This window comes from Polaromonas sp. P5_D5 (genome assembly GCF_054049435.1).
Window position 1 is genome coordinate 1,040,804 of sequence record NZ_JBFUMJ010000002.1, and the last position, 25,945, is coordinate 1,066,748.

At 62.8% G+C, this 25,945-nt stretch carries 28 protein-coding genes and 1 pseudogene; 16 read left to right on the forward strand and 13 right to left on the reverse strand.

Translation table 11 applies throughout. The features are described from left to right. Positions 1-274 precede the first annotated feature (274 nt). Both ACXJKE_RS11520 and ACXJKE_RS11525 read right to left on the reverse strand, forming a co-directional pair. Entirely contained in the window at positions 275-1,324 is a 1,050-nt protein-coding gene (locus tag ACXJKE_RS11520; protein ID WP_457280706.1) for an Ldh family oxidoreductase, read from the reverse strand. A gap of 305 nt (positions 1,325-1,629) precedes the next feature. Next, a complete protein-coding gene (locus tag ACXJKE_RS11525) occupies positions 1,630-3,585 on the reverse strand; it encodes a PhoX family protein (protein WP_457280707.1) in 1,956 nt (651 codons plus the stop codon). 269 nt (positions 3,586-3,854) lie between these two features. On the opposite strand from ACXJKE_RS11525, the gene ACXJKE_RS11530 reads away from it, so the two are divergent. Then, entirely contained in the window at positions 3,855-4,523 is a 669-nt protein-coding gene (locus ACXJKE_RS11530; RefSeq protein ID WP_457280708.1) for a DsbA family oxidoreductase, read from the forward strand. On the opposite strand, the gene ACXJKE_RS11535 is transcribed toward ACXJKE_RS11530, so the two are convergent. Then, on the reverse strand, positions 4,520-4,861 hold the full coding sequence (locus ACXJKE_RS11535) for a MoaF N-terminal domain-containing protein (RefSeq protein WP_457280709.1): 342 nt from the start codon (positions 4,859-4,861) through the stop codon (positions 4,520-4,522). The two genes, ACXJKE_RS11530 and ACXJKE_RS11535, sit on opposite strands and share 4 nt — an antisense overlap. A 488-nt stretch (positions 4,862-5,349) precedes the next feature. Between ACXJKE_RS11535 and ACXJKE_RS11540 the strand changes: the two genes are divergently transcribed. Beyond that, positions 5,350-5,910, forward strand: coding sequence for a ferritin-like domain-containing protein (locus ACXJKE_RS11540; protein WP_457280710.1), 561 nt, complete (start codon positions 5,350-5,352; stop codon positions 5,908-5,910). A gap of 121 nt (positions 5,911-6,031) precedes the next feature. Here ACXJKE_RS11540 and ACXJKE_RS11545 read toward each other — a convergent pair whose 3' ends face one another. The 5 genes from ACXJKE_RS11545 to ku form a co-directional block, all read right to left on the reverse strand. Beyond that, positions 6,032-6,352, reverse strand: coding sequence for a hypothetical protein (locus ACXJKE_RS11545; RefSeq protein ID WP_457280711.1), 321 nt, complete (start codon positions 6,350-6,352; stop codon positions 6,032-6,034). Then, a complete protein-coding gene (locus tag ACXJKE_RS11550) occupies positions 6,349-6,522 on the reverse strand; it encodes a hypothetical protein (RefSeq protein WP_457280712.1) in 174 nt (57 codons plus the stop codon). The genes ACXJKE_RS11545 and ACXJKE_RS11550 overlap by 4 nt, the downstream gene beginning before the upstream one ends. Before the next feature lie 93 nt (positions 6,523-6,615). After that, positions 6,616-6,876, reverse strand: coding sequence for a hypothetical protein (locus ACXJKE_RS11555; RefSeq protein WP_457280713.1), 261 nt, complete (start codon positions 6,874-6,876; stop codon positions 6,616-6,618). A 154-nt stretch (positions 6,877-7,030) separates the two neighbouring features. After that, positions 7,031-9,673, reverse strand: coding sequence for a DNA ligase D (gene ligD / locus ACXJKE_RS11560; protein ID WP_457280714.1), 2,643 nt, complete (start codon positions 9,671-9,673; stop codon positions 7,031-7,033). A gap of 24 nt (positions 9,674-9,697) precedes the next feature. Continuing rightward, on the reverse strand, positions 9,698-10,621 hold the full coding sequence (gene ku / locus ACXJKE_RS11565; protein ID WP_457280715.1) for a non-homologous end joining protein Ku: 924 nt from the start codon (positions 10,619-10,621) through the stop codon (positions 9,698-9,700). Positions 10,622-10,842: 221 nt separating this feature from the next. Between ku and ACXJKE_RS11570 the strand changes: the two genes are divergently transcribed. From ACXJKE_RS11570 to ACXJKE_RS11595, 6 genes are all read left to right on the forward strand, one after another. Continuing rightward, complete coding sequence (locus tag ACXJKE_RS11570) at positions 10,843-11,304, forward strand: CHRD domain-containing protein (RefSeq protein ID WP_457280716.1); 462 nt, start codon at positions 10,843-10,845, stop codon at positions 11,302-11,304. 104 nt (positions 11,305-11,408) lie between these two features. Further along, positions 11,409-11,867 (forward strand): MarR family winged helix-turn-helix transcriptional regulator, encoded by a 459-nt coding sequence (locus ACXJKE_RS11575; RefSeq protein WP_457280717.1) that lies wholly within the window; start codon positions 11,409-11,411, stop codon positions 11,865-11,867. Positions 11,868-11,917: 50 nt separating this feature from the next. Then, on the forward strand, positions 11,918-13,222 hold the full coding sequence (gene hmgA / locus ACXJKE_RS11580) for a homogentisate 1,2-dioxygenase (RefSeq protein ID WP_457280718.1): 1,305 nt from the start codon (positions 11,918-11,920) through the stop codon (positions 13,220-13,222). Between the two features lie 5 nt (positions 13,223-13,227). Further along, positions 13,228-14,508, forward strand: coding sequence for a fumarylacetoacetase (gene fahA / locus ACXJKE_RS11585; protein ID WP_457280719.1), 1,281 nt, complete (start codon positions 13,228-13,230; stop codon positions 14,506-14,508). A gap of 262 nt (positions 14,509-14,770) precedes the next feature. Beyond that, positions 14,771-15,958, forward strand: a complete 1,188-nt coding sequence (locus tag ACXJKE_RS11590; RefSeq protein WP_457280720.1) for a cytochrome P450 — start codon at positions 14,771-14,773, stop codon at positions 15,956-15,958. Next, entirely contained in the window at positions 15,955-16,299 is a 345-nt protein-coding gene (locus ACXJKE_RS11595; protein ID WP_457280721.1) for an antibiotic biosynthesis monooxygenase family protein, read from the forward strand. Before ACXJKE_RS11590 ends, ACXJKE_RS11595 begins: the two co-directional genes overlap by 4 nt. Here ACXJKE_RS11595 and ACXJKE_RS11600 read toward each other — a convergent pair. Beyond that, positions 16,296-16,712, reverse strand: a complete 417-nt coding sequence (locus ACXJKE_RS11600) for a DUF2784 domain-containing protein (RefSeq protein WP_457280722.1) — start codon at positions 16,710-16,712, stop codon at positions 16,296-16,298. The two genes, ACXJKE_RS11595 and ACXJKE_RS11600, sit on opposite strands and share 4 nt — an antisense overlap. Before the next feature lie 168 nt (positions 16,713-16,880). On the opposite strand from ACXJKE_RS11600, the gene ACXJKE_RS11605 reads away from it, so the two are divergent. The 4 genes from ACXJKE_RS11605 to ACXJKE_RS11620 all read left to right on the forward strand — a co-directional run bounded on the left by ACXJKE_RS11605 (position 16,881) and on the right by ACXJKE_RS11620 (position 21,313). Beyond that, positions 16,881-19,280, forward strand: coding sequence for a YgiQ family radical SAM protein (locus ACXJKE_RS11605; protein WP_457280723.1), 2,400 nt, complete (start codon positions 16,881-16,883; stop codon positions 19,278-19,280). A 277-nt stretch (positions 19,281-19,557) separates the two neighbouring features. After that, positions 19,558-19,773 (forward strand): YgaP family membrane protein, encoded by a 216-nt coding sequence (locus ACXJKE_RS11610; protein WP_457280724.1) that lies wholly within the window; start codon positions 19,558-19,560, stop codon positions 19,771-19,773. Next, a complete protein-coding gene (locus ACXJKE_RS11615) occupies positions 19,773-20,318 on the forward strand; it encodes an RNA polymerase sigma factor (protein WP_457280725.1) in 546 nt (181 codons plus the stop codon). Before ACXJKE_RS11610 ends, ACXJKE_RS11615 begins: the two co-directional genes overlap by 1 nt. A 152-nt stretch (positions 20,319-20,470) precedes the next feature. Then, the gene (locus ACXJKE_RS11620; protein ID WP_457280726.1) at positions 20,471-21,313 is read left to right on the forward strand and encodes a hypothetical protein; all 843 of its coding nucleotides are present in this window, start codon (positions 20,471-20,473) and stop codon (positions 21,311-21,313) included. Between the two features lie 112 nt (positions 21,314-21,425). Here the strand turns inward: ACXJKE_RS11620 and ACXJKE_RS11625 are convergent, their stop codons facing one another. From ACXJKE_RS11625 to ACXJKE_RS11635, 3 genes and pseudogenes are all read right to left on the reverse strand, one after another. Next, entirely contained in the window at positions 21,426-21,785 is a 360-nt protein-coding gene (locus tag ACXJKE_RS11625; RefSeq protein WP_457280988.1) for a DUF1294 domain-containing protein, read from the reverse strand. 138 nt (positions 21,786-21,923) lie between these two features. Then, positions 21,924-22,229, reverse strand: a pseudogene (locus ACXJKE_RS11630) (cold shock domain-containing protein); the annotation flags it as partial. Then, the gene (locus ACXJKE_RS11635; protein ID WP_457280727.1) at positions 22,132-23,016 is read right to left on the reverse strand and encodes a CoA transferase; all 885 of its coding nucleotides are present in this window, start codon (positions 23,014-23,016) and stop codon (positions 22,132-22,134) included. The gene ACXJKE_RS11635 and the pseudogene ACXJKE_RS11630, both read right to left, overlap by 98 nt. 283 nt (positions 23,017-23,299) lie before the next feature. Here ACXJKE_RS11635 and ACXJKE_RS11640 point away from each other — a divergent pair, with 283 nt between their 5' ends. Genes ACXJKE_RS11640 through ACXJKE_RS11655 form a run of 4 tightly spaced genes read left to right on the forward strand, consistent with a single transcriptional unit; the run spans position 23,300 to position 24,717 of the window. Beyond that, entirely contained in the window at positions 23,300-23,869 is a 570-nt protein-coding gene (locus ACXJKE_RS11640; RefSeq protein ID WP_457280728.1) for a DUF2975 domain-containing protein, read from the forward strand. 33 nt (positions 23,870-23,902) lie between these two features. Further along, complete coding sequence (locus ACXJKE_RS11645) at positions 23,903-24,118, forward strand: helix-turn-helix domain-containing protein (RefSeq protein WP_092127875.1); 216 nt, start codon at positions 23,903-23,905, stop codon at positions 24,116-24,118. A gap of 22 nt (positions 24,119-24,140) precedes the next feature. Beyond that, positions 24,141-24,341 carry a hypothetical protein gene (locus ACXJKE_RS11650; RefSeq protein ID WP_457280729.1) on the forward strand — a complete coding sequence of 67 codons (201 nt, stop codon included), beginning with the start codon at positions 24,141-24,143 and terminating at the stop codon, positions 24,339-24,341. Positions 24,342-24,390: 49 nt separating this feature from the next. After that, complete coding sequence (locus tag ACXJKE_RS11655; protein WP_457280730.1) at positions 24,391-24,717, forward strand: TfoX/Sxy family protein; 327 nt, start codon at positions 24,391-24,393, stop codon at positions 24,715-24,717. A 27-nt stretch (positions 24,718-24,744) separates the two neighbouring features. On the opposite strand, the gene pobA is transcribed toward ACXJKE_RS11655, so the two are convergent. Further along, complete coding sequence (pobA, locus tag ACXJKE_RS11660; RefSeq protein ID WP_457280731.1) at positions 24,745-25,914, reverse strand: 4-hydroxybenzoate 3-monooxygenase; 1,170 nt, start codon at positions 25,912-25,914, stop codon at positions 24,745-24,747. Between the last annotated feature and the right edge of the window lie 31 nt (positions 25,915-25,945).

A 25,945-nucleotide genomic window follows, 5' to 3' on the forward strand; every position in this document is an offset into this window, starting at 1 on the left:
GTTCTGCCCAGTCGGGCGTGTAGTTTTGAAAACCCAGCTGAATCCCGGTAATCGTTCCGCTGCAAACGCAGCACTTCAGAATTAGTTTGAACGACGCACTAATTATGTGGACCTGAAAAATTCCCCGCCTAGGGACAAACCCCGGGTACGCGGGGGTCACTTTAAATTTTTGATGGTTTCTGTAATACCAAAGGCTGAGCAGCAGGCGCTGCAAGCAGAAAACCGTCAGCGGCAACGGCTGGCTGGATCGGTTTTCCCCTGGAAAGGCTGCGCTTCAGTGGGCGGCAGACGGCTCTGTCACCCCAAGCTTGATGGCCCAGCTTGACAGTGCGGGCAGGATGGAGGGGTAGAGCTCCACGCCCGATTCCATTTGCCTGGCTGCCAGCGCAATGCCTTTTTCCCCCGGGGTGCGCACGGCAGACCCTGCCTGCGCGGGTCGTGATGCGCGGCAGGCATCGGCGACATGGCCAGTCTGGCGTATGAAGGCATCCAGGCCGGCAAAAGTGCGCGGGTCAATCACCTGCAGGAACACCGTCGCGCCCCATCCCTCTTTCGGATCGGCGCGGCCGTGGCCTGCGAGGCCTCCGGTTAATGCCTCTACCAGCAAGGTGAGGCCATAACCCTTGTGGCCCGAGTCCATGCCACCCAGCGGCAGGATGGTGCCCTTGGGTTCGTCGAACAGCACCGAAGGGTTGTCGCTGGCCACGCCGTGGCCGTCCATCACCCAGGCAGCAGGCAGCCGCTGGCCTTCCTTGTGCAGCCGGTTGGTCATGCCGTTGGTCGTGGCCGAGGTGGACACATCCATCAGCACCGGAACGCCGTTGGTGGGAATGCCGGCAGAAACCGGGTTGGGTGTGAACACCGGGTCCAGCCCGCCAAAGGGGGCAACGCTGGCCGTGTTCGGGTCCGAGCAGGTCAGCAACATCATCAGGCCCTGATCGGTGGCGCGCTTGAGATAGGCGGCCAGGCAGGCGATGTGGTGGCTGCGGCGAATCACCACGGTGCAGGTGCCCTGGGTGGCGGCACGCTCAGTGGCCAATGCCATCGCTTGCAGAACCAGCCAGGGGCCGGGCAGGCGGCGGCCGTCCCAGGTCACGGCGGCCGGATGGTCGGCCAGCACCGTTGGGGTGCCGAGTTTTTCCATCGCGCCAGATTCCAGCTCAGCCAGGTAGCCCGGCAGCAGGGCGAGCCCGTGGGTGTTGTGGCCCATCAGGTCGCCCTGGACCAGGATGTCGGCCACGGCAGCGGCTTTGTCGTGCTCCAGCCCGGCGGTGGTCAGCAGGGTTTGGGCGTAGTTGATCAGATCGGTCTGGGCGTATCGCATGGATTTGTCTCGGGGTTGTCTCAATGTTGTCGCTGTAGATGCTCTGTTTTTGATAGCTGCTTGCGCTCGTCCTGTATGGGTTAGAGGGCGTTTTGATGTGTATCTTCCAGCGCGGCAGGTCACGTCAGGCCGGCCATCGTTATTTTGAACATTCTAGGGACGAGCGGGTAGGGGCGCACACCGCACAATCCATCGCGGCATTTAATCCGGTGCCATAAAAAAAGCGGAAAGCAGGCCATGAGCCCGCTTTCCGCCTGAGGCACCGAAGGCGGTGCAGGCGAACATGTTTATGGTTACGTCGCCAATCAGCCCAGCTTGATGCTGCTGGGGTCCGCGGTGAGGTAGCCGACAGCCGCGCCGAAGCGGTCCTTGTAGTTCGCGCGCACCAGCGGATCCAGCGTGGCTTGCACCTTGCCATGCAGCGAGTTCCAGTCTCCCGCATGCTGGAAGTTGCTCATGATGTAGGTCCAGCCGTTGAGGTCGTCCACCACATGCAGGCCGGTGGCTTCGGCGCCCGCGGGCATGGACATCAGGCGCGACAGCTGTCGGGTGTCGACGTTGTAGGCCCAGATGAAGTTGTTGATGTGCGAGCCGCTGTCCTCACCAATGAAGAGGGTGCGCATTTTTTCCGAGAACTTCAGGTTGTCGGGGTTGGCGATCTGGTTGGGGTCGGCCTTGTTGCCCAGCGCGTCGGCGGCAATGTCTTCGCCGACCAGCAGGGCCCTGGTGTGCACCGGCATCCATTCGCTGTCGATGGCGTTGCCACCCAGGTCTTTCTGGCCGCCGTCCAGCTTGTGCGCCATCACGCCGCCGGCGATCAGGGCCTTGTCGAGCGCGATGCCGCTGGCCGCGTTCCAGCCCTTGCCGGTCTTGACCATGGAGTCCTGGATATTCTGCAGCGCCGAGTAGGCGACCTTGTCCTTGATGTTGACGGTGGTGCCTTCCATTTTGGAAAATCCCATGCTCCCGCCCATAAGGTAGGCATAGCGGTGGGTTTCCAGGAAGGCTGCGGCTTTTTCCATGCCGGGCTTGATCTTGATCCAGTTGGCGTTGCCGCCATAAAACACCTTGGTGAAGCTCGCATCACCGGGGTCTGTTTTCGATACCGCCATGATGTCGGCGGGCTTGAGCGTGTCGGCCATCTTTTCGATCTCGGCGCTGGTGGCGTGGCCCAGCTTGATCCAGGAGATCTTCGCGCCCTGGTCGGCAGGGTTGACCGAGAAGCCGGTGCCCAGCTTGCCCACATACAGCGTGCCGGAAGACAGGTCTTTTTCACGGTCCGCCACAAAGACGAAGAGGCCGCTGTTGGTGGCGTCGTCGCCCATCAGCACGGTGCGGTTGTCCGGCATGACCTGCACCAGCTCATGCGAGATGCGGCCCATGTTGTAGTGTTTCTTGACCGTGCCGGTGCCGTCGGGATGCACGGTGACTTCCGGCAGGTGGCCGTAGTGATAAGGGTTCGCTTTGGTTTCGTCGCCATAGACGTTCTTGCTGAACTTCTTGAATTGCGCGCTTTCCGCGGCGAAGGGGGCATCGGGCTCGTACTCTTCGCTGGACAAGTGGGTGTTCCAGGGCGAGAGGCTGGCGCCACAGGTGATCCACAGGCCATGCGCTTTGGACATGTCCACGTTGTGGTATTTCACGAGGCTGAGCTTGCCGGTGGCCTGGTCCTGGTCCAGCGTCAGCACGGCGATGGGTGAGGGCAGGTTGCCGTAAGCGTCGGCGCCAGCCAGGTCTCGCGTGGTGTATTCAAACTGAACTACGGCAAAAACTGCTTTGCCTTTGACTCCGGGTACGTTGGCATTGGGCAGGCCGAGCAGCGAGGTGCCGTCAGGTCCGTCCGAGAATATCTGGCGTTCCTTGCCGGGCACCGAGCGGTCAATGATGGGCCGGTTGCTGATGTCCACATAGCCGCCGGCGAGGATGGTGCCGCCCTTGCCGTCCGGCACCATGTCGCCGGTCACGAAGAAGGGCTGGTAGGCGAGCTTGTAGCTCTGCGTGCTGTTGTCTTTGAGGCGCACCTGGAGGCTGGAGCCCACGGTGGTGGTGGCCATGGCGGCTGCGTTGGCAAGCGTTGGGGCGGCCATGGAGGTGAAGCTGGAAGACAAGTAATTGCCCGCAGCGGCGGGGCCGCTGCCGGTGGCGCAGCCCGACAGCAGGGTGCTGGAGGCCAGGGCCCCCAGCGGCAGCATGGGCGCAGTCGCCAGGAATTTCAGGGCCGTGCGGCGGGAGGGAAGGGAAGGGGTGGCCAGGTCGGACATTGTTATGGTTTCCAGTGTTTCAGGTGGGTGATCGCGAAGCCGCAGCCCTGGCCGCGCACTCCGGCGGGGCAAGTCGGGCTGCGCTGCGGGAATCTTAGGAAGCTTGTGTGACAGTTTCTTGAAAAGGGCTGCCACAGACGGCCCCAGGCAGGGGTGGCTCCCGCTGATTAACCTCGCGCCGGGTACTTGAATATCCCCGGGGGAACCGCAAGCTGGTTTGCTGCGGGCCAAAATCGGTCTGCCAGAACAGCAACCCTCAAGGCCCCCCCATGACCACCCAACTCAAAATCGATTTCGTGTCCGACGTTTCCTGCCCCTGGTGCGTGATTGGCCTGAAGTCGCTGGACCAGGCGCTGGAGCGCGTGCACGGCGACATCCAGGCCGAACTGCACTTTCAGCCCTTTGAGCTCAACCCGAAGATGTCGCCCGAAGGCCAGGAAATCACCGAGCACATCACCGAGAAATACGGCATCACGCCCGCGCAGGCCCAGGCCAACCGTGAGAACATCCGCGCGCGCGGCGCGCAGGTCGGCTTCAAGTTCAGCATGGCCGACGAGCCCGGCGGCGGGCGCAGCCGCATCTACAACACCTTTGACGCGCACCGCCTGCTGCACTGGGCCGAACTGGAAGGTGTGGACAAGCAAAAGGCGCTGAAGGAACTGCTCTTCAAGCGCTACTTCACCGACGGCCAGAGCCCGGCTTCACACGAGGTGCTGGCGAAAGCGGCTGCCGAAGTGGGGCTGGATGAAGCCCGGGCGCGGGAGGTGCTGGCGTCAGGCGAATACGCGGCAGAGGTGCGCGAACGCGAACAGTTCTACCTGACCCAGGGCATCCACTCGGTGCCGGCCGTCATCATTAACGACCGCCATCTGATCTCTGGTGGGCAACCCGCTGAAGTGTTTGAGCAGGCCTTGCGGCAGATTGCCGCCGCAGGCTAACGGCTCGCGCCCAGCACTTCAAAAGTGCCCGACTGCTGGACCCAGTCCTTGCCGTTGGATGCAAACCCTGTGGCTGTGCCGGTCTTGAGATTGAGCGCTACCGTGATCGTGTAGCCGCTTTCGGCTGAAAGATAAGACACCACATGCACGTCGTCCGAAATTTTCACGGCGGCGCTGGCGCTTTCGTGGTGGTCTTTTGAACCCGGACCGGTGCTGCGCCAGGTCACCCCTCCGTCGGCCGAAAAAATATGCTCAAAGCTAAGGCCCTTCGTCGGGCCGTCCTTGAAGCTCCAGCGCAGGGTCTTGCCGTGCAGGGATTCGTTGAGGGCGGCTGTCATGGGAGCTCCAAAAGTAAAAAGTAACGTCAGCGCGACTGAATGAAGGCGGATGCGCTTGCCGACAGTTTCAACTTAGCTCCCGCACAGGAACATGTTTGTGGGAGGCGTGTTAATCGGATGTAGGACAAGCGGACGCGCTGGCATTTGCTGTGGATTCAGCCGTGGATTCAAGGCCGGGTTTTCAATGGCAGTGCTGCTGCCATCGTCTGGGTACTCCAAAGCCCAAATTCTCTTTCTTGTCGTTGCTCCTGTTTTGATAGCTGCTTGCGCTGGCCCTGAAAGGCCTGGTGGCTGAAATCGCGTAAATTTTTGACGCGGCAGTTTGCCTGGGCGTGCGCGGCGTTCTCCTACAAAAGTGGCTGTGCTTGCCTGACCGTGCGGTACTCCCCTGGGTTGCACCATCGATTCAGATGTCTGGAAATCACGTTGCCCTATAGGCGGCGTCTGGGCAGCTTTTCACAAAGCGACAAGAGACAAAGGAGCACACCATGGCAAAGGAACAACACGACCAGAATCCTGATCCCCGCGCGGCCTGGGCCAGGGGGGAGAACCGGTACCCAGGTGCATTGAAGACCGCCGTCGCAACGGGCGATGACGCAGTGGACGACGATGACGCCATCATCGAAAGCCTGAATGACCTGCTCGAGTCTTGCCGTGACGGTGAGTATGGTTTCCGCGAATGCGCCGGGCACACCAAGGCGCAGGACATCAAGACACTGCTGCTTCGCCATGCCGATGAATGCCGGGCTGCAGGCCTGGAGCTGCAAACCCTGATTCGCCAGCTCGGCGGGAAGCCCGATGAAGGCGGCTCGGTCAGCGGTGCATTGCATCGCGGATGGGTTTCCGTACGGGCCACGCTGAGCGCGTTGAGTGACCAGGCGATGCTCAATGAGTGCGAGCGCGGGGAAGACGCTGCAGTGGCACGCTACCGCAAAGCCCTGAAGCGCAATTTCCCCGCCGGTATCAGAGCCGTGGTGGAACGCCAGGCCCAGGGCGCGCAGCGCAACCATGACCAGGTGAAAGCCCTGCGCGATGCGCTGAAGGCCTGATAAGGGTCGGCCTTCGCACGCAAGGAATCGGTAAGATTTTTGTCGGCACTCGAGGCTCGGCAAACCAAGGGGCGGCATTTGTCGCCCCTTTTTTTATTCCTCCATGTCGGGAGTGCCCCCGTTAGTTCTTCAAGCTGCTTGCGCAATCCACCTGGGCGTCGAGCTGTACGCCGTTGCGTGAATAGTCAGCATCGGTGACCTTGCAGCCGGAGCGCAGTTCAATCGCCTGCAGCAACGCTGCGCGGCCCGCAGGGGTCGATATGACGCTGCCGCCTTTTGACCCTGGAGCAATGGCTGTCCAGGTGCCGGCTGTCAGCTGGCTGATGAGATAGGTCTGCCCGTCGACGCTAACGGGGTGCGGGGGCGGCTCTGCTGTTGTGCCGGCACATCCGGCCAGGCAGATGGCCGCAAACATGCCGGATGGCCATCCACGGTTTTTCATGAAAGGGGGCCGGACAGGCTGCTTTTGATTGCAACCATGAAAGGTATCGGCGTGGCGACAGTTTCGGCTTTGGGCTCGGGCGCCTTGGGTGGYGCTTTGGGAACCTTGTTGTCGGGGCAGCCGGACAGGAAAAACAAGGTCGCCAGTACAAAGGGCAGGTAGGGTTTCATGGGTGTCTCCAGGTGCGTTCTATGGCGCTGTCTGAATAATAGGACGCAGCCGGCAACAGGGCCAGCCCTTGGGCCGCAAGTCGCGGCGAATGCCTACACCCGGCGCGAAGGTGAGCCCGTCACACCCATGCGCTGCAAGGCCTCGCTCAGGCTGCGTGCCGGGGCCGGGGTCGCGCATTGCTGTTGAGCGGGCCCGTGGGCACTGGGGTGCCGAGCCGCGGGCGGACAGGAGTCAGGCGGTGTGGGCGACTGGTTTTCTGCGTCCGGCAGTGTCTTGCCTCGGAGCTCTGCGGCCATTCGCCGACCTTCAGTCTGCAGGTAAAGCGTCAAATCCATTTCATCGAGCTGCTTCATGGTGAGCATTTCTGGTTCATCCCTTGAATAAGGCCGGGCAAACAGAACTCCTTATCCAGGCGAATCTAGGCTCAAGCCCTTCACCCGCGTGTCAGGCCATAGGCCTTGGGTCTGTAGGAGTGCAACGACAACCCAGGCAGGGCCGCCGTGAGGGCTATTTCGCGGCCGGTGGCGCCTTGAAGCCCACTTGTTTCATGGCGGCGGTGAGCCCGTTGCGTGACGCCTCGTAAGTCTCCCAGGGCTGGTTGCCGATGGCCAGGCGCCCGCCCAGGGTTTGCGCCGTCCAGTGTGCGCCGCCGGTCAGCGAGGCCAGTTCATCCCAATCGACAGGGACGGACACGCCGAGGCCCGGCCGGGCACGCATGGACCACGCCGCGACGGTGGTGGCGCCAAATCCATTGCGCAGGTAGTCCGGAAAAATCTTGCCGATGCGGTTTTTAGGGCCGCTCTTGGCGGCAAAGCGCTGGGGGATCACGGTGGCCAGGTGCATCACGATGGCATGCGAAAAATCCTTCACGGTGTCGAAATCGTATTGCCGCTTGAGCGGCACCACCACGTGCAGGCCTTTGCCGCCGCTGGTTTTCAGGAAATTCGCGAGCTTCAGTTCGTCGAGAAAGGCGCGCACCAGTTGCGCAGCTTCCTGAACCTGCGGCCAGACAACGCCTTCACCCGGGTCCAGGTCGAACGTCATGCGGTCGGGCTTGTGGATGGCGCGCGTGGTGGCGTTCCAGGTATGGAACTCGATCACGTTGATCTGCGCGGCCGCCAGCAGGGCGGCGGCGGAGGGAACTTCCAGCAGCGGACCATGGCCGGGGTCCAGCGCGGGGTCCAGCAATTTGATGCCGGGAATTGACGTAGCTTCGGCATGCTTCTGGAAGAACAGTTCACCACCTATGCCCGAAGGCGCGCGCACCAGCGCGGTAGGCCGGGCCTTGAGGTGCGGCAGCATCAGCGCCGAGACCTGCGCGTAGTGCTCGACCACGTTTTGCTTGGTGAAGCCGGTGCTGCTGTCGATCACCCGGTCAGCATGCGTGACACGCAGGGACTTCAGCGCTGCAGGGGCGGACTTCGCGGTCTTTTTTTCAGGGACGTTCAGGCCACCCTTCGCGGTAGGTTTTTCGGTGGAGGTTTTTTGGGCGGGGTTCACGGTAGTGCCTTTCTTGCCGCGCTCCAGGACGGCGGGTTTTTCACGGAGGATGTTCGTTGCGGGTTTGTCGGTGCGCAGGCCCTGGAATACGGAGTGGCGGATATGGCCGCCATGGGTCCATTCACCAAAGGCCACTTCGGCCAGCAAACGCGGCTTGACCCATTGGCCTTTGACGCCGGCGGGCAGCTTTGCGAACGGGCTGCGATCGGTGTGAAGTTTTTCCAGCCGGGCTTTCAGTGTGTCCAGCATCTCGTCGTTGAAGCCGGTGCCGACATTGCCGGCGTATTGAAGCGCACCTTCTTCATCGTGGACGCCCAGCATCAATGCGCCCAATCCGATGCGCGAGCCTTTGGGTGCGGTGTAACCCCCAATCACGAACTCCTGGCGCAACTGGGTTTTGAGCTTGATCCAGTCCGGCGAGCGGCGTGACACGTAAGCCGAGTCCACGCGTTTGCCGATCACACCTTCCAGCCCGACACGCCGGGCCGACTCAAGCAGATCCTGCGGTGCTTCATCAAACGCATCGCTGAAACGGATGGTGTCCTGCGGATTGCGGGTGACCAGCGCGCAGAGGATTTCACGGCGCTGCGCCAGTGGCAGTTGCCGCAGGTCCAGCCCGTCAAAGTAGGGAAGGTCGAACACGTAAAAAATGATGCGGGCCGTGCTGGCATGGTCAAACGCGTTTTGCAGCGCGCCGAAGTCGGGCACGCCGTGTTCGTTCATCACGACGATTTCGCCGTCTACCCAGCCAGAGGAAATTTCCAGCGCGCCCACGGCCTTGGCAAGCCTGGAAAGCTTGTCGGTCCAGTCGTTGCCCTTGCGTGTGAAAAGGCGAACTGATGAGCCGTCGATACGCGCCAGCAACCGGTAACCGTCGTATTTGATTTCATAAACCCAGCCTTCGGGGCTGGCAGGCGGGCGCGTGACCAGCGTGGCCAGTTGCGGCGCGAGCGTTTCGGGCAGCTTCGCCTTGATGGCGCCTTCGGGAATGCTTGCATCAGCTTGTTTTGGGCGTGCCTTGGCCCGGGTTTTTTTGACAGGCGCCGTCAGCGCTTTCTTTACGGCGGTGCTGGCTGTGGCATCGCGCGGCAGAGGCTTGCCCGAGAGCACGCTGTTGGGCAGCGCCTTGAGTACGTCAAACTCTTTTTCGGCGCGGGCATGCTCGTCGTGCTCTTTGATCAGCAGCCAGGGTTCATGGGATTCGTCGCCTCGCCCGTGCATGCGCACCAAGGTCCAGCCGCCCTTGAGCTTTTCGCCATGCAGTTCAAACTTGAGCTTGCCGCTTTTGAACCCCTTCACCGGGTCGCCGATCGGCGTCCACAAGCCGCGGTCCCACACGATCACGTCGCCCGCTCCGTATTGTCTGGCCGGGATGCTGCCCTCAAAACCGGCGTAGGAAAGCGGGTGGTCTTCTACATGCACGCCCATGCGCTTGACGGCCGGGTCCAGGCTGGGGCCCTTGGGGACGGCCCAGCTTTTGAGGGTGCCTTGCAACTCCAGACGGAAGTCGTAGTGCAGCCGGCTCGCGTCGTGCTTCTGGATGACGAAGCTGAGGGCTTTATCCGAGCGGGCGCCGCCGTGAGCGGGCTCCGGCGTACGCGCGAAGTCACGCTTGGCGCGGTAGTTTTTCAGCAGGTCGCGGGCGCCCATGTCGTCGGCTCATGCGGCCGGAACTCAGGCGGCGCGCCGCCTTGCGGGCGCATGCGAGGGCGATTTGGCTGCGGTCTTCTTGCGCGCCGGGGTTTTGGTGGACGCCTTGGTCGTGGCTGCCGCCTTGGCTTTGGGTCCGTCGCCGCCGCCTTTACGCAGGCTGCGCTGCAGCAATTCCGTCAGATCGATGATCTTGGCGCTGGAGCGGCCTTCGGTCTCTTCTTCCTCCGGCTGCACCACATTCTCCAACTTGCCTGCTTTGGCCTTGCGCTTGACCAGCGCCATGATGTCGTCCTTGAAGGAGTCGGTGAACTGATCGGGCTTCCACTTGCCGGTCATGTCGTCCACCAGCTGTTTGGCCATGGCGAGTTCCTTGTCGGTCAGGCCGGCGGCCTTGGCGCCTATGGGCGGCAGATTGAGCTCTTCCAGCGACCGTATGTCTGCACCCCAGCGCAACAGGTTCAATATCAAGGCAGGCCCCGAGGGCACCAGCACGGCCAGGTGCTGCTTGGTCTGGATGATTACGCGGGCGATGCCCACGCGCTGGGTTTTCAGCAGGGTGTCGCGCAGCAATGCATAGACTTTCTGGCCTTTGTTGATAGGGGCGACGTAGTAGGGGCGCTCGAGGTACACAAAGGGTATGTCGGTGTTGGGCACAAAGCTTTCGATTTCAATGGTCTGCGTGGTCTTGGGGTAGGCGGACTTGATCTCTTCTTCAGACAGCACCACGTACTGGCCGTCTTCGTACTCGACGCCTTTGACGATGTTTTCCTTGGTGATCTCTTTGCCGGTGCGCTTGTTGACGCGCTTGTAACCCACAGGGTCCATGCTGCGCTTGTCCAGCCAGTCGAAGTCAATGCCGCTCTCCGAGGTGGCCGAATGCAGCGCTACAGGGATGTGGACCAGGCCGAAACTGATGGCCCCTTTCCATAAAACGCGCGATGCCATGGTGTGAGTCTTTCTGCTGATGATTGCGGGCTGGCCTGGGGGAGTGGGGAGTGCAGGCCACAACTATCAGTCCAGTCTCCGGCCCGCGTGCACGCAGGCGTGTCGGTGTGCGATGGGGTACGGGCGTCGTCCGGAACCGACTGTTCGCATGGGGTTTGTCCTACGGGTTTGATCTGCGTGCAGCACGCACAATCGGCTGCAACTTTTCAAGGAGCTGACCCATGCTTTCACGCCGCGCCGCCACCCGAGTTTCCCTTGCCGCGATGGCCGTAGCCGCTGCCGCCATCACGGGCTGCGGCGTGATGAACAAGCAATCCAGCCTGGTCGCATTCACCACGCAGCTTCGCGGCGCCAATGAGGTGCCCGCCAATGCCAGCACCGGTAGCGGCTCGGTCGATGCCGTTTTCGATACCAGTACCAACCTGCTGCGCTGGAAGGTCAACTACACCCGTCTGACCGGCCCGGCGACTGCGGGACACTTCCATGGTCCGGCCGCCATCGGCGCCAACGCCGGTGTTGCTTTGGGGTGGGCCAGCCCCCTCCGCACCCCCATGGACGGCAGCGCCACACTGACGGCCGCCCAGGCCGCCGACCTGATGGCGGGCCGCTGGTATGCCAACATCCACACAGCTGCTTATCCCGCAGGGGAAGTGCGCGGCCAGATGACGATGGTGCGTAACTAGGGCCTCCCGAAGAGGCCCCTCGGGCCCGTCTTGATAAATGGTTGCGGGCGCAACCGGATCGGTTTATAGTTGCGGACGCAACCATAAACTTACCCGGTCGCTACATGATCAAGCTCGACAGAACCCTGACCTACCGCCTGCACCTTCTGCACAAGCTGACGGACATTGAAAGCCAGCGTGCTTATGTGGCGGACGCGCGCCTGTCGATGAGTGATGCCCGTTGCCTCACGGCCGTGGGCACCTTCGCGCCGCTGTCGGTGAACGACCTCGCGCAAAAAGCCAATCTGAACAAAGGCCAGGCCAGCCGTGCGGCCCAGTCGCTGGTCGATCAGGGCCTGGTCGTCAAGGCCGCAAGCCCGACGGATGGGCGCGGCGTGGTGCTGACACTCACCCCCAAAGGCAAAAAGGCATGGCAGCGCACCATGGAAGTGGTGGGGCAGCGCAACCAGGATATTTTTGGCGTGCTGAGCGCGGCCGAGCGCACGCAGCTCAGTGATTTTTTCGACAGGCTGATCGAGAAGGCCAAGGCCGGCGGTGGTGAGCCCGGCGATGCTGAAGAATGATGGCGTCGATTCGTTGAACTGAACATTGCAGATTCCCGGGGGAAACATCCATGAGCACCAACACCTTGCATTACCAGTCCGGCTTCGGCAATGAATTTGCCAGCGAGGCCGTTGCCGGCGCGCTGCCGCAAGGGCGCAACAGCCCGCAGCGCGCGCCGCACGATTTGTACACCGAGCTGATTTCCGGCACCGCTTTCACCGCGCCCCGCGCCGAGAACCGCCGCACCTGGATGTACCGCCGCCAGCCTTCTGTGATGACAGGTGGTTACAAGCCGTATGAACAGCCGCAGTGGACGACCGGCGCGGCGGGTGGCTGCGCCGTGCCGCCCGATCCCTTGCGCTGGAATCCATTCGCCATTCCCCCCGAGCCGCTGGATTTTGTGGACGGCATTCGCACTGTGGCCGCCAACGGCGACGCCGAAGCGCAGACGGGCATGGCCGCGCAGGTGTATGTCGCCAATCGTTCCATGTTGCAACGCGCGCTGGTCAATGCCGACGGCGAGATGCTGCTGGTGCCGCAGCAGGGCCGGCTGGTGGTCACGACCGAGCTCGGCATCCTGGATGTCACTCCCGGGGAAATCGCCGTGGTGCCGCGTGGAATGGCCTTCAGCGTGGGCCTGCCCGACGGCGCATCGCGCGGCTACGTCTGCGAAAACTACGGCGCGCACTTTCGCCTGCCGGAACTCGGCCCGATCGGCTCCAACGGCCTGGCCAATGCGCGTGACTTCCTGGCACCTACGGCGGCGTTCGACAGCGCGCCTGCGCCCAAGGGCGGCTTTGAGATCGTCAAGAAATTCGGCGGCCGCCTGTGGTCGGCCAGGCAAGCGGCCAGCCCCTTCAATGTGGTGGCCTGGCACGGCAACCTGGTGCCTTACAAGTACGACACGGCCCATTTCATGACCATCGGCTCCATCAGCTATGACCATCCGGACCCATCCATCTTCACCGTGCTGACCTCGCCCTCGGACACAGTGGGCACGGCCAACTGCGACTTCGTGATCTTTCCGCCACGCTGGCTGGTGGCCGAGAACACCTTCCGCCCGCCCTGGTACCACCGCAACCTCATGAGCGAATTCATGGGCCTGGTCTATGGCCAGTACGACGCCAAGCCCGAAGGCTTCAAGCCCGGCGGCGCGTCGCTGCACAACTGCATGGTGCCGCACGGCCCGGACACCGAAGCCTTCGAGAAAGCCAGCACGGCCGCACTGGCGCCGCACAAGCTGGACAACACGCTGGCCTTCATGTTTGAAAGCCGCTACCGCTTCATCCCGACGGCCTATGCGCTGGAGGGTGGGGCGCTGGATGCCGGCTACAGCAGTTGCTGGGCCGGGCTCAAAGACCAGTTCAAGGGCTGACGCGCATGAACCAGTCACTCAACGCCACCCACGACCTTGGGCTGCGCAGCTGGGTCGCATCTGCGAATGACGCGGGAACAGACTTTCCCATCCAGAATCTGCCGTTTGGCACCTACAGCCAGGGGCCGCAGGGCGCGCGCAAGATCGGCGTGGCTATTGGCGACCAGGTGCTGGATGTTCGGGCGGCCGGGCTGCTCGATACCGGTGATATGAACGGGTTGATGGCACAAAGCCTGGCGACAACGAGCGCGCTGAGAGCGGCGATCTCGCGAGGCCTCGCAGAGGGCAGCTCAAAGCAGGCTGAGTGGAAGAACTTTTTGTCCCCCCAGGATTCGGTGACCCTGCACCTGCCTTGCCGCATCGGCGACTACACCGACTTTTACACCGGCATCCACCACGCCACCACCGTCGGCAAGCTGTTTCGGCCCGACGCGCCGCTGCTGCCCAATTACAAGTGGGTTCCCATCGGCTACCACGGCCGCGCGTCGTCCATCGGCGTGAGCGGCCAGGCCTTTCCCCGCCCGATGGGCCAGACCAAAGGCCCGGACGACGCGGCGCCCGCGTTGCGGCCCACCCAGCGACTCGACTACGAACTGGAACTCGGCGTGCTGGTGGGGCAGGGGAACGCGCTGGGCGAGCCCATCGCCATGGCTCAGGCTGAAGCACGTGCCTTTGGCATGGTGCTGCTTAACGACTGGTCGGCGCGTGACGTGCAGGCCTGGGAATACCAGCCGCTCGGCCCGTTCCTGTCCAAAAACTTCGCCAGCACCCTCTCGCCGTGGGTCGTCACGATGGAGGCACTGGCGCCGTTTCGCGCACCGTTCGTGCGGCCCGAAGGCGACCCGCAGCCCTTGCCGTACCTGGACTCGGAGGGCAACCGCCGCCTGGGCGGTATGGATGTGGCGCTGGAAGTGTGGATAGAGACCGAGGCCATGCGGGAAGCCGGCCGGGGCCCCGAGCGCCTGTCGCAGTCGAACTTTCGCGACGCCTACTGGACGGTGGCACAGCTGCTCACGCACCACACCGTCAACGGCTGCAACCTGCAGCCCGGCGATTTGCTGGGCTCGGGCACGTTGTCAGGCCCGGCGCCGGAACAGGCCGGCTCGCTGCTGGAGCTGAGCATGGGCGGCAAGAATGCGTTGACCCTGGCCAATGGCGAAAAGCGCATCTTCCTGCAGGACGGCGACGCCGTCATCCTGCGTGCAAGCTGCGTGCGCGAAGGCTTCCGGCGGATTGGTTTTGGCGAATGCCGTGGGCAGGTGCTGCCGGCCAGGCGGCCGCAGTGAAGCCTGAAGGAGAGTGATTCGCTATTAATTTAATAGCAACTTGCGCCCGATGTATAAGGGCTACAGGCTCTTTTCATAGGTAAAAACACGGTTTTGGGGCCGTGAGGCGGGTTTCAATGCACAAAGGCGGCCTTGAATCACTTTTAGCTCCCGTTTCAGCCCGGCTTCTGCCTCGCCCCTTGGCAAGACTTTCCAATGGGCTGCTGCTGATACTTCGACCGGCAACGAAGCATCCGGTCAGCCCTTGCGCAAGAATGGCAGCATGCATCCCGAACACATTCTTGCGGCACCCAGCCACCCCAACCCCTATCCTTATTACGCCACGCTGGTGGCCGGCCCGCCGCTGGTGTTTGACACAGCACGCAAGCTCTGGGTCGCCACCAGTGCGACCGCGGTCAATGCCGTGCTGGGCAACCCGGCATGCCGTGTGCGGCCGGCGGCTGAGCCCATCCCGCACGCCATCGTCGGGTCTGCGGCGGGTGAGGTGTTCGGCCACCTGGTTCGCATGAACGACGGCACCCGGCACGACGCACCCAAACTTGCCTTGCAGCGATTTCTGGCCGCGCTGGATCTGGACCGTGTTGGCGAGCGCACTGGCTTGATTGGGGCGAAAGTCATGGGTGGCGAACCCCTGCGCGGAGCGGCGTTGTCGCAGTGGGTTTTTGATGTGCCGGTGATGGCAGTCGCTGATGCCCTGGGTTTTGCGCAGGCCGAGCTGCCGCTTGTTGCTGGCTGGACGCGCGACTTTGTGGCGTGCCTGTCTCCGCTCAGCACGCCGGAGCAGTTAGCTGCGGCGGGTGATGCAGCAGCGGCCTTGCTGGCAAGGTTCTCGGTGCTTGTGCAGGCGGAGGCAAGCCCGGACAGCGCCGTCGCCCGTGTCCGGCTGGAAGCGCAGAAGGTGGGTTGGAATGACGCCGCAGCGTTGCTCGCCAACCTGGTCGCCCTGCTGTCGCAGACCTGCGAGGCGACTGCCGGACTTGTCGGGAACAGCCTGGTGGCCCTGGCCACGCAGCCGGGCCTGGCCGAAACCGTGGGGCAGGATCCGGGCAAGCTGCTTCAGATGGTGAACGAGGTCAGCCGCCACGACCCGTCCATCCACAACACGCGCCGTTTTGTGGCAGAGGCAACGGAGGTGGCGGGGGTTTCCCTGAAGGCGGGCGATGCCATCCTGGTGGTTCTGGCGGCCGCCGGCCGTGACCCTTTGTGCAACCCGGAGCCCGACCGGTTTTTGCTGGACCGCGCAAGCCGTGAGCTGCCCGGCTTTGGGTGGGGAGCGCACCAATGTCCGGGGCAGACGCTGGCCTGCACCGTCGCTGCCGCGGCGGTCAAGGCCTTGCTGGATTCAGGCAAGCTGCAGTTGCCGAAACCGGGAGGCTGGCACTACCGGGCTTCCATGAACGCCCGCATCCCGTTTTTTCTGATGGATACCACGACTGAAAGCTCCACATGATCGCCATCATTTTTGAAGTGCAGCCCGCTGAAGGCAACATGCAGACCTATCTCGATATTGCTGCTGCGCTCAAGCCGCAGCTCGAGCAAATAGACGGCTTTATTTCCGTCGAACGTTTTCAAAGCCTGAGCAACCCGGGCAAGCTGCTATCGCTCTCATTCTTCAGGGACGAAGCCGCCGTGATGGAATGGCGCCGTCTGGAATCCCACCGCAAGGCGCAAAGCCGCGGGCGCGGTGGCGTGTTTGAAAACTACCGCCTGCGTGTGGCCCATGTGCTGCGTGACTACGGGCTGAACGAACGGGACGAGGCGCCGGCGGACAGCCGCGAGCAGCACGGCTAGGCGCTGCGGGGCCTGGCGCGCTTCCAGCGGGGCGGCCACCACCACCAGCTCAGCAACACCAGCAGGCCGAATCCGGTATAGGCCACCATGAACACCCACGCCGGCGCGTTGAAGAAGATCAGCCGCGACAGCCAGTGCTCAATGAAGGAGCCGCCATAACTGGCTTGCCCGGCCAGCTGCCTCAGGGCCTGTTCCCAAATGGTGAGCGGGCAGATCTCGCCCAGCCAGCTTTGCGCCACCACAAAGCCGATCAGCGCCAGATGCGTGAGCCTGACCCACGGCGCGCGAACCCAGACCCAACCGCACCAGCCGCCGGCCATGAACAGTAGTTGGCCGAGCACGGCAAAGGCGACGATAGCGACGTGCAACACCAGGATCGAGTCTGCTAGCAGGGCAGCGGTGAAAGGGCTCATGGGTGTGTGAGGAGTTAGTAAAGCGTGTTTATTCGCGGCTGTTCGTGGCCACGCGGCCACTTTAAACGCGCCAATCGTGCATTGAGAGGTGTTTGTAGGGCTTAAATGCCGAATAAAGAGGCAAAACTCAGGGTAAACCTTACAATGGAGGGTTACCCCAAACCCTCCATGAACGCCCCCGTCGACGTCTCCTTCTTTGCGCGCGCCGCCAAGCCGCTCACCAGTTACCGCAAGTACTGGGCGGCCCGCTTTGGCACGGCCAAATTTCTGCCCACCACGCGGGCCGAAATGGACGCGCTCGGCTGGGACAGCTGCGACATCATCATCGTCACCGGCGACGCCTATGTAGACCACCCGAGCTTCGGTATGGCCGTCATTGGCCGCATGCTGGAGGCGCAAGGCTTTCGCGTCGGCATCATCGCCCAGCCCGACTGGCAAAGCGCCGAACCCTTCCGCGTGCTGGGCAAGCCCAACCTGTTCTTCGGCGTGACCGCCGGCAACATGGACTCGATGATCAATCGTTACACGGCGGACCACAAGATCCGCAGTGATGACGCCTATACCCCCGGCGACATCGGCGGCAAACGCCCCGACCGCGCGGCGCTGGTGTATTCACAGCGCTGCCGCGAAGCCTACAAAGACGTGCCTATCATCCTGGGCGGCATTGAAGGTTCGCTGCGCCGCATCGCGCATTACGACTACTGGTCCGACAAAGTGCGCCGCAGCGTGGTGGTCGATGCGAAATGCGACCTGCTGCTTTACGGCAACGCCGAACGCGCGATTGTCGAGATCGCTCACCGCCTGGCTGCCAAAGAGCCGGTGGCCAGCATCACCGACGTGCGCGGCACGGCCTTCATCCGCCGCAGCGGCGACGAAACCGCCAACGGCTGGTTTGAAATCGATTCCACCAGCGTGGATGCGCCGGGCCGGGTCGAAGCGCATGTCAATCCGTATTTGATGATTTCCGACCAGGCGCGCGAGCAGGGCGCTACCTGCGCGCGGGAAGACGAGGCCGCTGAAGTGGCGGTTGAGGCTGAAGCAAAGGGCTCGCCCGTGCTCGCCAAGGCCGTCAAGCCCGCCGCCGCGGCCAACCCGGCCATCAAGCCGCTGACTTTCGTCGCCAACCCGAATCTGCCGTCCACAGTGCACACTGCGCAGGGCAAGATCAAGGTTCCCCCGCGCGACCGATCCGTGATCCGCCTGCCGTCTTACGAGCAGGTCAAGAGCGATGCGGTGCTGTATGCCCACGCCAACCGCGTGCTGCACCTTGAGACGAACCCCGGCAACGCACGCGCCCTGGTTCAGGCCCATGGCGACGGCGCCACCGCGCGCGATGTATGGATCACACCGCCGCCCATCCCGCTGACCACCGCCGAGATGGACTACGTGTTCGACTTGCCCTATGCACGCTCGCCGCATCCGCGCTATGCCGACGAAAACGGCAGCCATGACGGCGCCACCAAGATCCCGGCGTGGGAGATGATCCGCTTTAGCGTCAACATCATGCGCGGCTGCTTTGGCGGCTGCACTTTCTGCTCCATCACCGAGCACGAAGGCCGCATCATCCAGAGCCGCTCCGAAGACTCTGTCATCCGCGAGATCGAGGCGATCCGTGACACCGTCAAGGGCTTTACCGGCGCGATCTCCGACCTGGGCGGCCCCACCGCTAACATGTACCGCATCGGCTGCAAGTCGCCCGAAATCGAGGCCGCCTGCCGCAAGCCGAGCTGCGTGTACCCGGGCATCTGCTCCAACCTCAATACCGACCACAACCCGCTGATCAAGATGTACCGCCGCGCGCGGGCCTTGAAGGGCGTGAAGAAGATTCTCATCAGCTCCGGCCTGCGCTACGACCTGGCCGTGCAAAGCCCCGAGTACGTGAAAGAGCTTGTCAGCCATCACGTGGGYGGCTACCTCAAGATCGCGCCCGAGCACACCGAGCAGGGCCCGCTCACCAAGATGATGAAGCCCGGCATCGGCAGCTATGACAAGTTCAAGCAGATGTTCGACAAGTATTCGCTGGAAGCCGGCAAGAAGCAGTTCCTGATTCCGTACTTCATCGCCGCCCACCCAGGCACCAGCGACGAAGACATGATGAACCTGGCGATCTGGCTCAAGAAAAACGGCTTCAGGGCCGACCAGGTGCAGACGTTTTACCCGAGTCCGATGGCCACGGCCACGACGATGTACCACACCAACAAGAACCCGCTGCGCAAGATCACGCGCGACAGCGAGACGGTGGACATCGTGCGCGGCGAGCGCCGCCGCCGGCTGCACAAGGCCTTTTTGCGCTACCACGACCCCAACAACTGGCCGGTGCTGCGCGAAGCGCTCAAGGCCATGGGCCGGGCGGATTTGATCGGCAACGGCAAGCACCACCTGATTCCGACCTTCCAGCCGATGACCGACGGCAGCTACACCAGCGCGCGGCGCAAGAACTCGACCGGCACGGCCACCACAGTCAAGGCTTCGCCGGTGGTAAAGGGCCGATTGCTGACCCGTCACACCGGCCTGCCGCCGCTGGCGCAGGGCGCCGGTGGCAAGCCCGGTGGCCGCAAGGGCCGCTAGGCGCTGCCAGCGCAGGTATTTCGATGTAAAAAGGCTCCGATGGAGCCTTTTTTATGAATGAAATTGGCTTTGAGCCCAATGGGAACGTACGCAAGCAGCTATTGAATTGATAGCAACTACGTGCACGTACCGGCAGCTTCGGTGTGCCCGGCTAAGCTTGACGGGTGCTCCATCTCAAAAATATCCCAACAATATTTCCCCCAACGTGAATCCTTTTGCCCGCATGACCCCTCCTTGCAGCGATGCCGCATTTTTGACGGCAGCCAAAGGAGATTTCATGTTCTATCGCAAAAATGTGGGTCCCAAAGAGCGTTGGGCGCGTGGTGTGTCCGGCGCCTTGATGGCCGTTTGCGGCCTGCTGGTGCTGGGTGTAACGCCGCCTGGTTTGCTCGCGGCCTGCGCCGGTGTGGTCACAGCGCTGACAGGGCTGTTGGGCTTTTGCCCGGCTTGCGCCATGGTGGGCCGCAGGCTGGAAAAGCCGGGCACTTGGTGATGGCCATTGAAATAGCCCTTTTTGCCGCAGCGCAGGCCGGTGAGCCGGCCGCGCTGGCCTCGCTGCTGCGGCAGCTGCAGCCCGATGCCCGCCGCTACGCCCGCTACCAGTGCCATCGCGGCTCCGCCATCGAAGACGTGGTGCAGGAGGCGCTCATCATCATCTACCGCCGCGTCGGCACCGTGCGCGACGCCGCAGCCCTGGGCGGCTGGATGTTCAAGATCATCGCGCGGCTGTGCATGCTGCCGGCGCTTGCGCTGATGCGCGGCACCCAGGCGCTTACCGACTACGACAAGGACCAGTACTTCGCGCAGATGCCGCAGGACGAATTGCGCATCGACCTCGTCCGCGCACTGGAGTCCTTGCCGCTGATGTACCGTGAGGTGGTGCTGTTGCGCGACATGGAGCAGCTCACCATCACCGAAATCGCGCAGCGCCTGCAGCTCACCCGCGAAGCCACCAAAAGCCGCATCCACCGGGCACGCGCCATGGTGCGTGAATACTTGCGGCCTGATGGAGCTACGCGCGAGAAGACCGGCGCATGACGCGGTTTTACGTCATGGACTTCTTGCAGTCAGCAGGAGAGGGTAGTTACGGCCGCATGTGATGGGGTTCTCTGGCAAGATAAGTAGAGGCAAGCCGCCAGGCCTCAGACCTTCTACTGACCCTGGCTTCATTCACACCTTCTGGAGACACCATGGACATTGCCCGCAAAGCACTTGCTGCTTTCACCATGGCCGCTGTGCTGGCCTGTGCATGGCTGGCGCCGCTGGATGCCCCCGCGATGYGGCAGGTGGATGCCGGCCTGAAAAGGGCGCTGCTGAGTTTTGCCACGGCCAGGCTGCTCAACGGCGTGATTTCGGTGGCGCAGGGGACTGAAGCGTCGGTGCAGCCTTTTGGCGTGGGTGTCACGTTTGCGCCCGGGCAAATCCTGGATCCCGTCAACGACCTGGTGGAGCAGTTTTCGCATTTGATGCTGGCGGCCAGTGTTGCGTTCGGCGTTCAAAAAGCGCTGATCAGCATCGGCAGCTACTGGCCGGTATCGCTGGCGCTGAGTGCCACGGTGCTGGGCTGGTGGTGGTGTTACCTGCGCAGGCCGCAGGTGCCTTTGTGGCTGTCAAGGTTGCTGGTGATCCTGCTGATGCTGCGCTTTGCGGTTCCGGTGGTCACGCTGGGCACCGACATGCTGTGGCAAAAATTCCTCGCGGCCGACTATGCCGCCAGCCAGCAATTGATCGACAGCGCCACCGGCAAGGCCGGCCAGCTCAATTCGCCGGCCGCCGCAGCCCCCGACAACCGCGGCCTGGTGGACAGCCTGAAAGACTGGCTGGCAAAGAACGGTGACGTGACAAAACACTTCGAGAGCCTCAAGCGGGCGGCCGAGCAGGCCACCGAACACATCGTCCGGCTCATCGTGATCTTTGTGCTGCAGACGCTGGTGATCCCCTTGTTGCTTTTGTGGGCCCTGTACGGCTTCGTCAGGCAGGTGTTGCTGGGGCAGCGCTGGCAAAGGCTGCCGGCAGCCTCCATCCTGTATTGATGCGCGAAGGTGCCGGCGCATCTGGTTCGTGCATAAAATCGGCCGTTTGATCAATAAGGACGTGCGCAAGCAGCTCCTGATTTGATAGCGAATGCAGTCTGATAGCCTGAAACTACAGCCAGACAGTCAGCGACTTTCTCAGCGGCGGCCAAAACAGCCAGGCCCAAACAAGCAGCGCGTGCAAGAAGACCATCAGCCAGTAGATATCCCGAAACGATTGCTTGCTCGACTTGTGCCGCAAGACCTGCTGTGCCAGCCATGCGCCGGGCCAGCCGCCCGCCAGCGCCAGGAGTTGCAACGTGTTTTCCGGTGTGCGCCACTGACCGGTCTGCGCCGCGCGTTTGTCCGCCCAGTACACCCAGAACGTCAGCAGGTTGAGCACAAACGACGCCGGCAATGTCCACCAGGGCAGCAGCGAGCGCCAGACAGCCCAAAGCATCAACCCGCCATAGGCCATGCTGATGAGCAGCATGAGCCCGAAACCGGGTCCTGCGGCCGAAGCGGCGGCTTGCTTTTGTGGGCGCCGCTGAGGGGTGTCCCTCTTTTCAGTGCGAGAGCGAGCCGGGCTGGAGGTGAGACCCCGTTCGGCACTCATTGCTTCGATCGCTATCGCACGTGGGCCTTTACCGCCGACGTGAATTTCTTCAAAGGTGACAACCGTCCCTTGGCGCGGCTGCATGCCGCCACGTACATCTCGCAGATGGAAAAAGACGTCTGCACCTGAGGTTTCGCCGCGGATGAATCCGAATCCGCGTGCCGCGTCCCAGCGTGCAATCGTTCCTTGCTTCCTCATGAATATATGGTTCGGTGCAAGTGAATTACCGTTCCAGCGTGTGTAGCGGAATATCTTTTTCCACGGCCAGCTTGTCCAGCTCCTTGCGCGTCTTGCCCAGAAGCCAGGCCTCAATAGCCGCATGCGTCGCGGGCGCAAACATGGCCTTCATGCTGGAGGCCGTCACGCCGGCCGCTGCGCACAGGCTCGCGGCAAAGTGCGGCTCCAGCGCGGCGAGTGCTACGCGTCCGTCCTTGCAGCGGTACACGCGGTAGCCCGCATGCCCGCCGCCCACCGCAGCACCGGGCTGGGTCAGCCCCCAGGCGCGGGGCAGGGCCAGGTAAGCCGCCGCGCCGGAAAGGGCCACTCCAAGAAAGATACCTTTGCCTTTTGCCCGCTGGTGCATCACGGCCTGCAGTACGGCTGCGCTGGCCATCAATGAGCCGCCCATGTCGGCGTACAGCGTGGCAGGCAGGTCCACACCGGTGATCAGGTCGTTCTGGGCCAGATAGGTGAGGTCGTGGCCCGGCTCGTCAGCCCGTTCCCCCGGGCTGCCGACGATGGCGACCTGGCTCAGGTGCGGGTGCTGTTTGTGCAGTGCTTTCCATGTCAGTCCCAGCTTGGCCAGCGCGGCTGGCCTGAAGGAGGTGAGCAGCACATCGGTTTTGGCGAGTTCGCGGTGCAGCAGCGTCTGGCCGCGCTCGGTTTTCAGGTCGGCTGTGGCGATGCGCACACCCGCATGCAGGGTTGCATAGGCGGTGGGGTTATAGAGCTTCATCGGGTCACCCGATGCGCCGGCCGGAGCCCCCTCGGGCGGTGGCGGTTCCAGCTTCGCGCAGCGGGCGCCCATTTCGCGGCAGCGCATCAGGGCGGCCGGGCCCGGCAGGTTGAGCGCCAGGCTCAGCACGCGCACGCCTTTGAGTGACTGCATTGGCTGGACCGCCTTGGCAGTGGAGGCTGTTTTGCGGATGGGGGCGGGTTTGGAGGGTGAGGGCGGCATGGAGGTCACTGTGAACGGGCAGGGGCCGCAAAGCGGCGGGCACCGGGCGGTTGTGGGGTCAATTTACCTCAAACCCCTGAGCGGCGGCTTCACAGGTGTCACTGCCGGATGGTTGGATGAGAAGAAAATTTCTGTTTAATGGCTATTAATTATTGTTTTACAGTAATTATTCTGAGACACTGAAGGCCTTTAAACAAGGCAAAGAGGTGCTCCCTTGAAAAATACGGCAACTCCCATGACCCCCGCCGGGCCGGATGTTCAGGGTATTAGCAGCGTGCTGGCCTGGGCTTGTGCCTTGCTGGCGGTGGCATTGCCGCTGGCGGTGGCTTACCACCTGCTCAGTACGCCCGTTGAAAGTCTGCTGTTGCGCGCCGGGGTTGTGTTGTCGGCATCGCAAGCCGCTGCGCTTGACGTCACGCTGGCCCAGAAAAGCTTTGCTGCCTTGCTGGGCGTGCTGCCGGTGTGCTGCGCGTCGTACGGGCTGGTGTGCGCCATGCGCTGCTTCTCCGGCTTTTCGCAGGCCGAATATTTCAGTGTGCGCACTGTCAAATACCTGCGCGGTTTTGCCGCCGGCATTTTTGCGTCGGTGGTGGCCAGCGTGGTGTCGTCAACGCTGATCACCCTGGTGCTGACATCCGGCGCACCGGCCGGCCAGCGTGCACTGTCCCTGGGCATGGGCAGCAATGAACTGCTCACGCTGCTGTTTGCCGGCATGGTCTGGCAAATCGCCGCCGTGATGGCGCGGGCAGTGGCACTGGCCGAAGAGAACGCGCAGTTCGTCTGATTCTTTCGCCGCCTACCGCTTACCGCTCACCGCATGCCCATCGTTGTCAAACTCGATGTGATGCTGTCTGAACGCAAGGCCAGATCGAAAGACCTGGCCGCGTATGTCGGCATCACCGAAGCCAACCTGTCCTTGCTCAAACAGGGCAAGGTCAAGGGCGTGCGCTTTGACACGCTGATGCGCATTTGCGAATTTCTCGATTGCCAGCCGGGGGACCTGCTGGTTTCGCGGCCAGACGACACCACCTGATTCATTGTTCTGGAGCTTCCTCATGAAACGTCTTGCCATCGCCGCGGCCCTGGTCGCCCTGCTCAGCGCCTGCGCCGATATCAACTGGGAACAAACCGCCAAGGAGTCCGTTAAATCGGCTTGCCGGGGTGCGGGCAATTGCCGCATTCCCTGTGACCGCGCCAATCCGGCCACCTTCAATGACCCGCAATGCCTGACGGGCGGCAGGCGTCCGTCGCCATAATGGCTGTCATGAAATTCAAGCAAAAAATCTCTGCAGTCGGGCGGGCAGCATGAGCGCCAGCGCCGAATTTGTCCGCTATGTGCGTGAACTGCTGGCGCCGCTGGGAGATATCCGCGATGGAAAGTTCTTTGGTGGCCATGCGATGAAGCACGGTGGCAAACAGTTCGCCATGGTCATGGGCAACACCCTGTACTTCCGGGTGGACGACACCTCGCGCCTGGCGTATGAGAAGAAGGGCTCCAGGCCCTTCAGCTACTCAACAAAGAACGGTGTGGTGCAGGTGCGCAAGTACTATGCCGCGCCCGCGGAGCTGCTCGATGACCCGGCGCAGTTGCTGGTGTGGGCCCGGCAGGCGATCAGTGCAACGGGTGCCTGATTTACGCCACTCCGAAAAAGTTCAGGCTTAAAGCGGCAAGCCCACGTAGTTTTCGGCCAGCGCCGTTGACGCTGCCTGCGAATGGATCAAGTAATCCAGCTCGGCCTCCTGGAGCTTTTGCCCGAAGCCACCTGCATCGGGAAACTTGTGCATGAGCGAGGTGAACCACCAGGAGAAACGCACAGCCTTCCAGACGCGGCGAAGGCAGGTGTCTGAATAGCTGTTGATGCCGGCTTCGCTGCCCGCATAAAACTCTGCCAGTGCGCGAGCCAGGTACCGGACGTCGCTGGCCGCCAGATTCAAACCCTTGGCGCCCGTGGGCGGCACGATGTGGGCCGCGTCGCCCGCCAGGAAGAGGCGGCCGAAGCGCATGGGCTCGGCAACAAAACTGCGCAGCGGCGCAATGCTTTTTTCAATCGAGGGGCCTGTGACCAGGCTTTCCGCCAGCTCGGGCGCCAGGCGGCGGCGCAGCTCGTCCCAGAAGGCGTCGTCGCTCCAGTTCTCCACCTTGTCGTCCAGCGGGCATTGCACGTAATAGCGGCTGCGGGTGTGGCTGCGCATGCTGCACAAGGCAAAACCACGCGCATGGTTGCTGTAGACGAGTTCGTGGGAAACCGGCGGTGTCTCCGACAGCACGCCCAGCCAGCCGAAAGGATAGACGCGCTCAAAGGTCTGCAGCGCATTGGCCGGCACGCTGGCGCGGCTCACGCCGTGAAAGCCGTCACAGCCGGCGATGAAGTCGCATTCCACTTCGTGCGCCACGCCGTGCTGCACATAACGCACTTTGGGGTGTGGCCCGTCAAAGTCATGAAGGCTCACGTTTTCGGCTTCATAGGCGGTTGCCAGGCCTGCTGCAGCGCGCGCGTCCATCAGGTCGCGTGTGACTTCCGTCTGGCCGTAGACCATCACCTGTTTGCCGCCGGTCAGTTGCTGCATATCAATGCGGTGATGGGCGCCGCCAAAGCCCAGGGCAAAGCCGCCGTGCACCAGGCCTTCCTTGTGCATGCGGCCGCCTACGCCGACCTCGTCCAGCAGGTCGGTCGTGCCTTGCTCCAGTACGCCTGCGCGTATGCGTCCCAGCACGTATTCCTTGCTGCGCTGCTCAATCACGATGGCATGGATGCCGGCCTTATAAAGCAGCTGGCCCAGCAAATGCCCGGCGGGGCCGCCGCCCACGATGGCTACCTGTACGCGCATGGTGTCTCCGTTTAATTTGTCGGGCAATGTG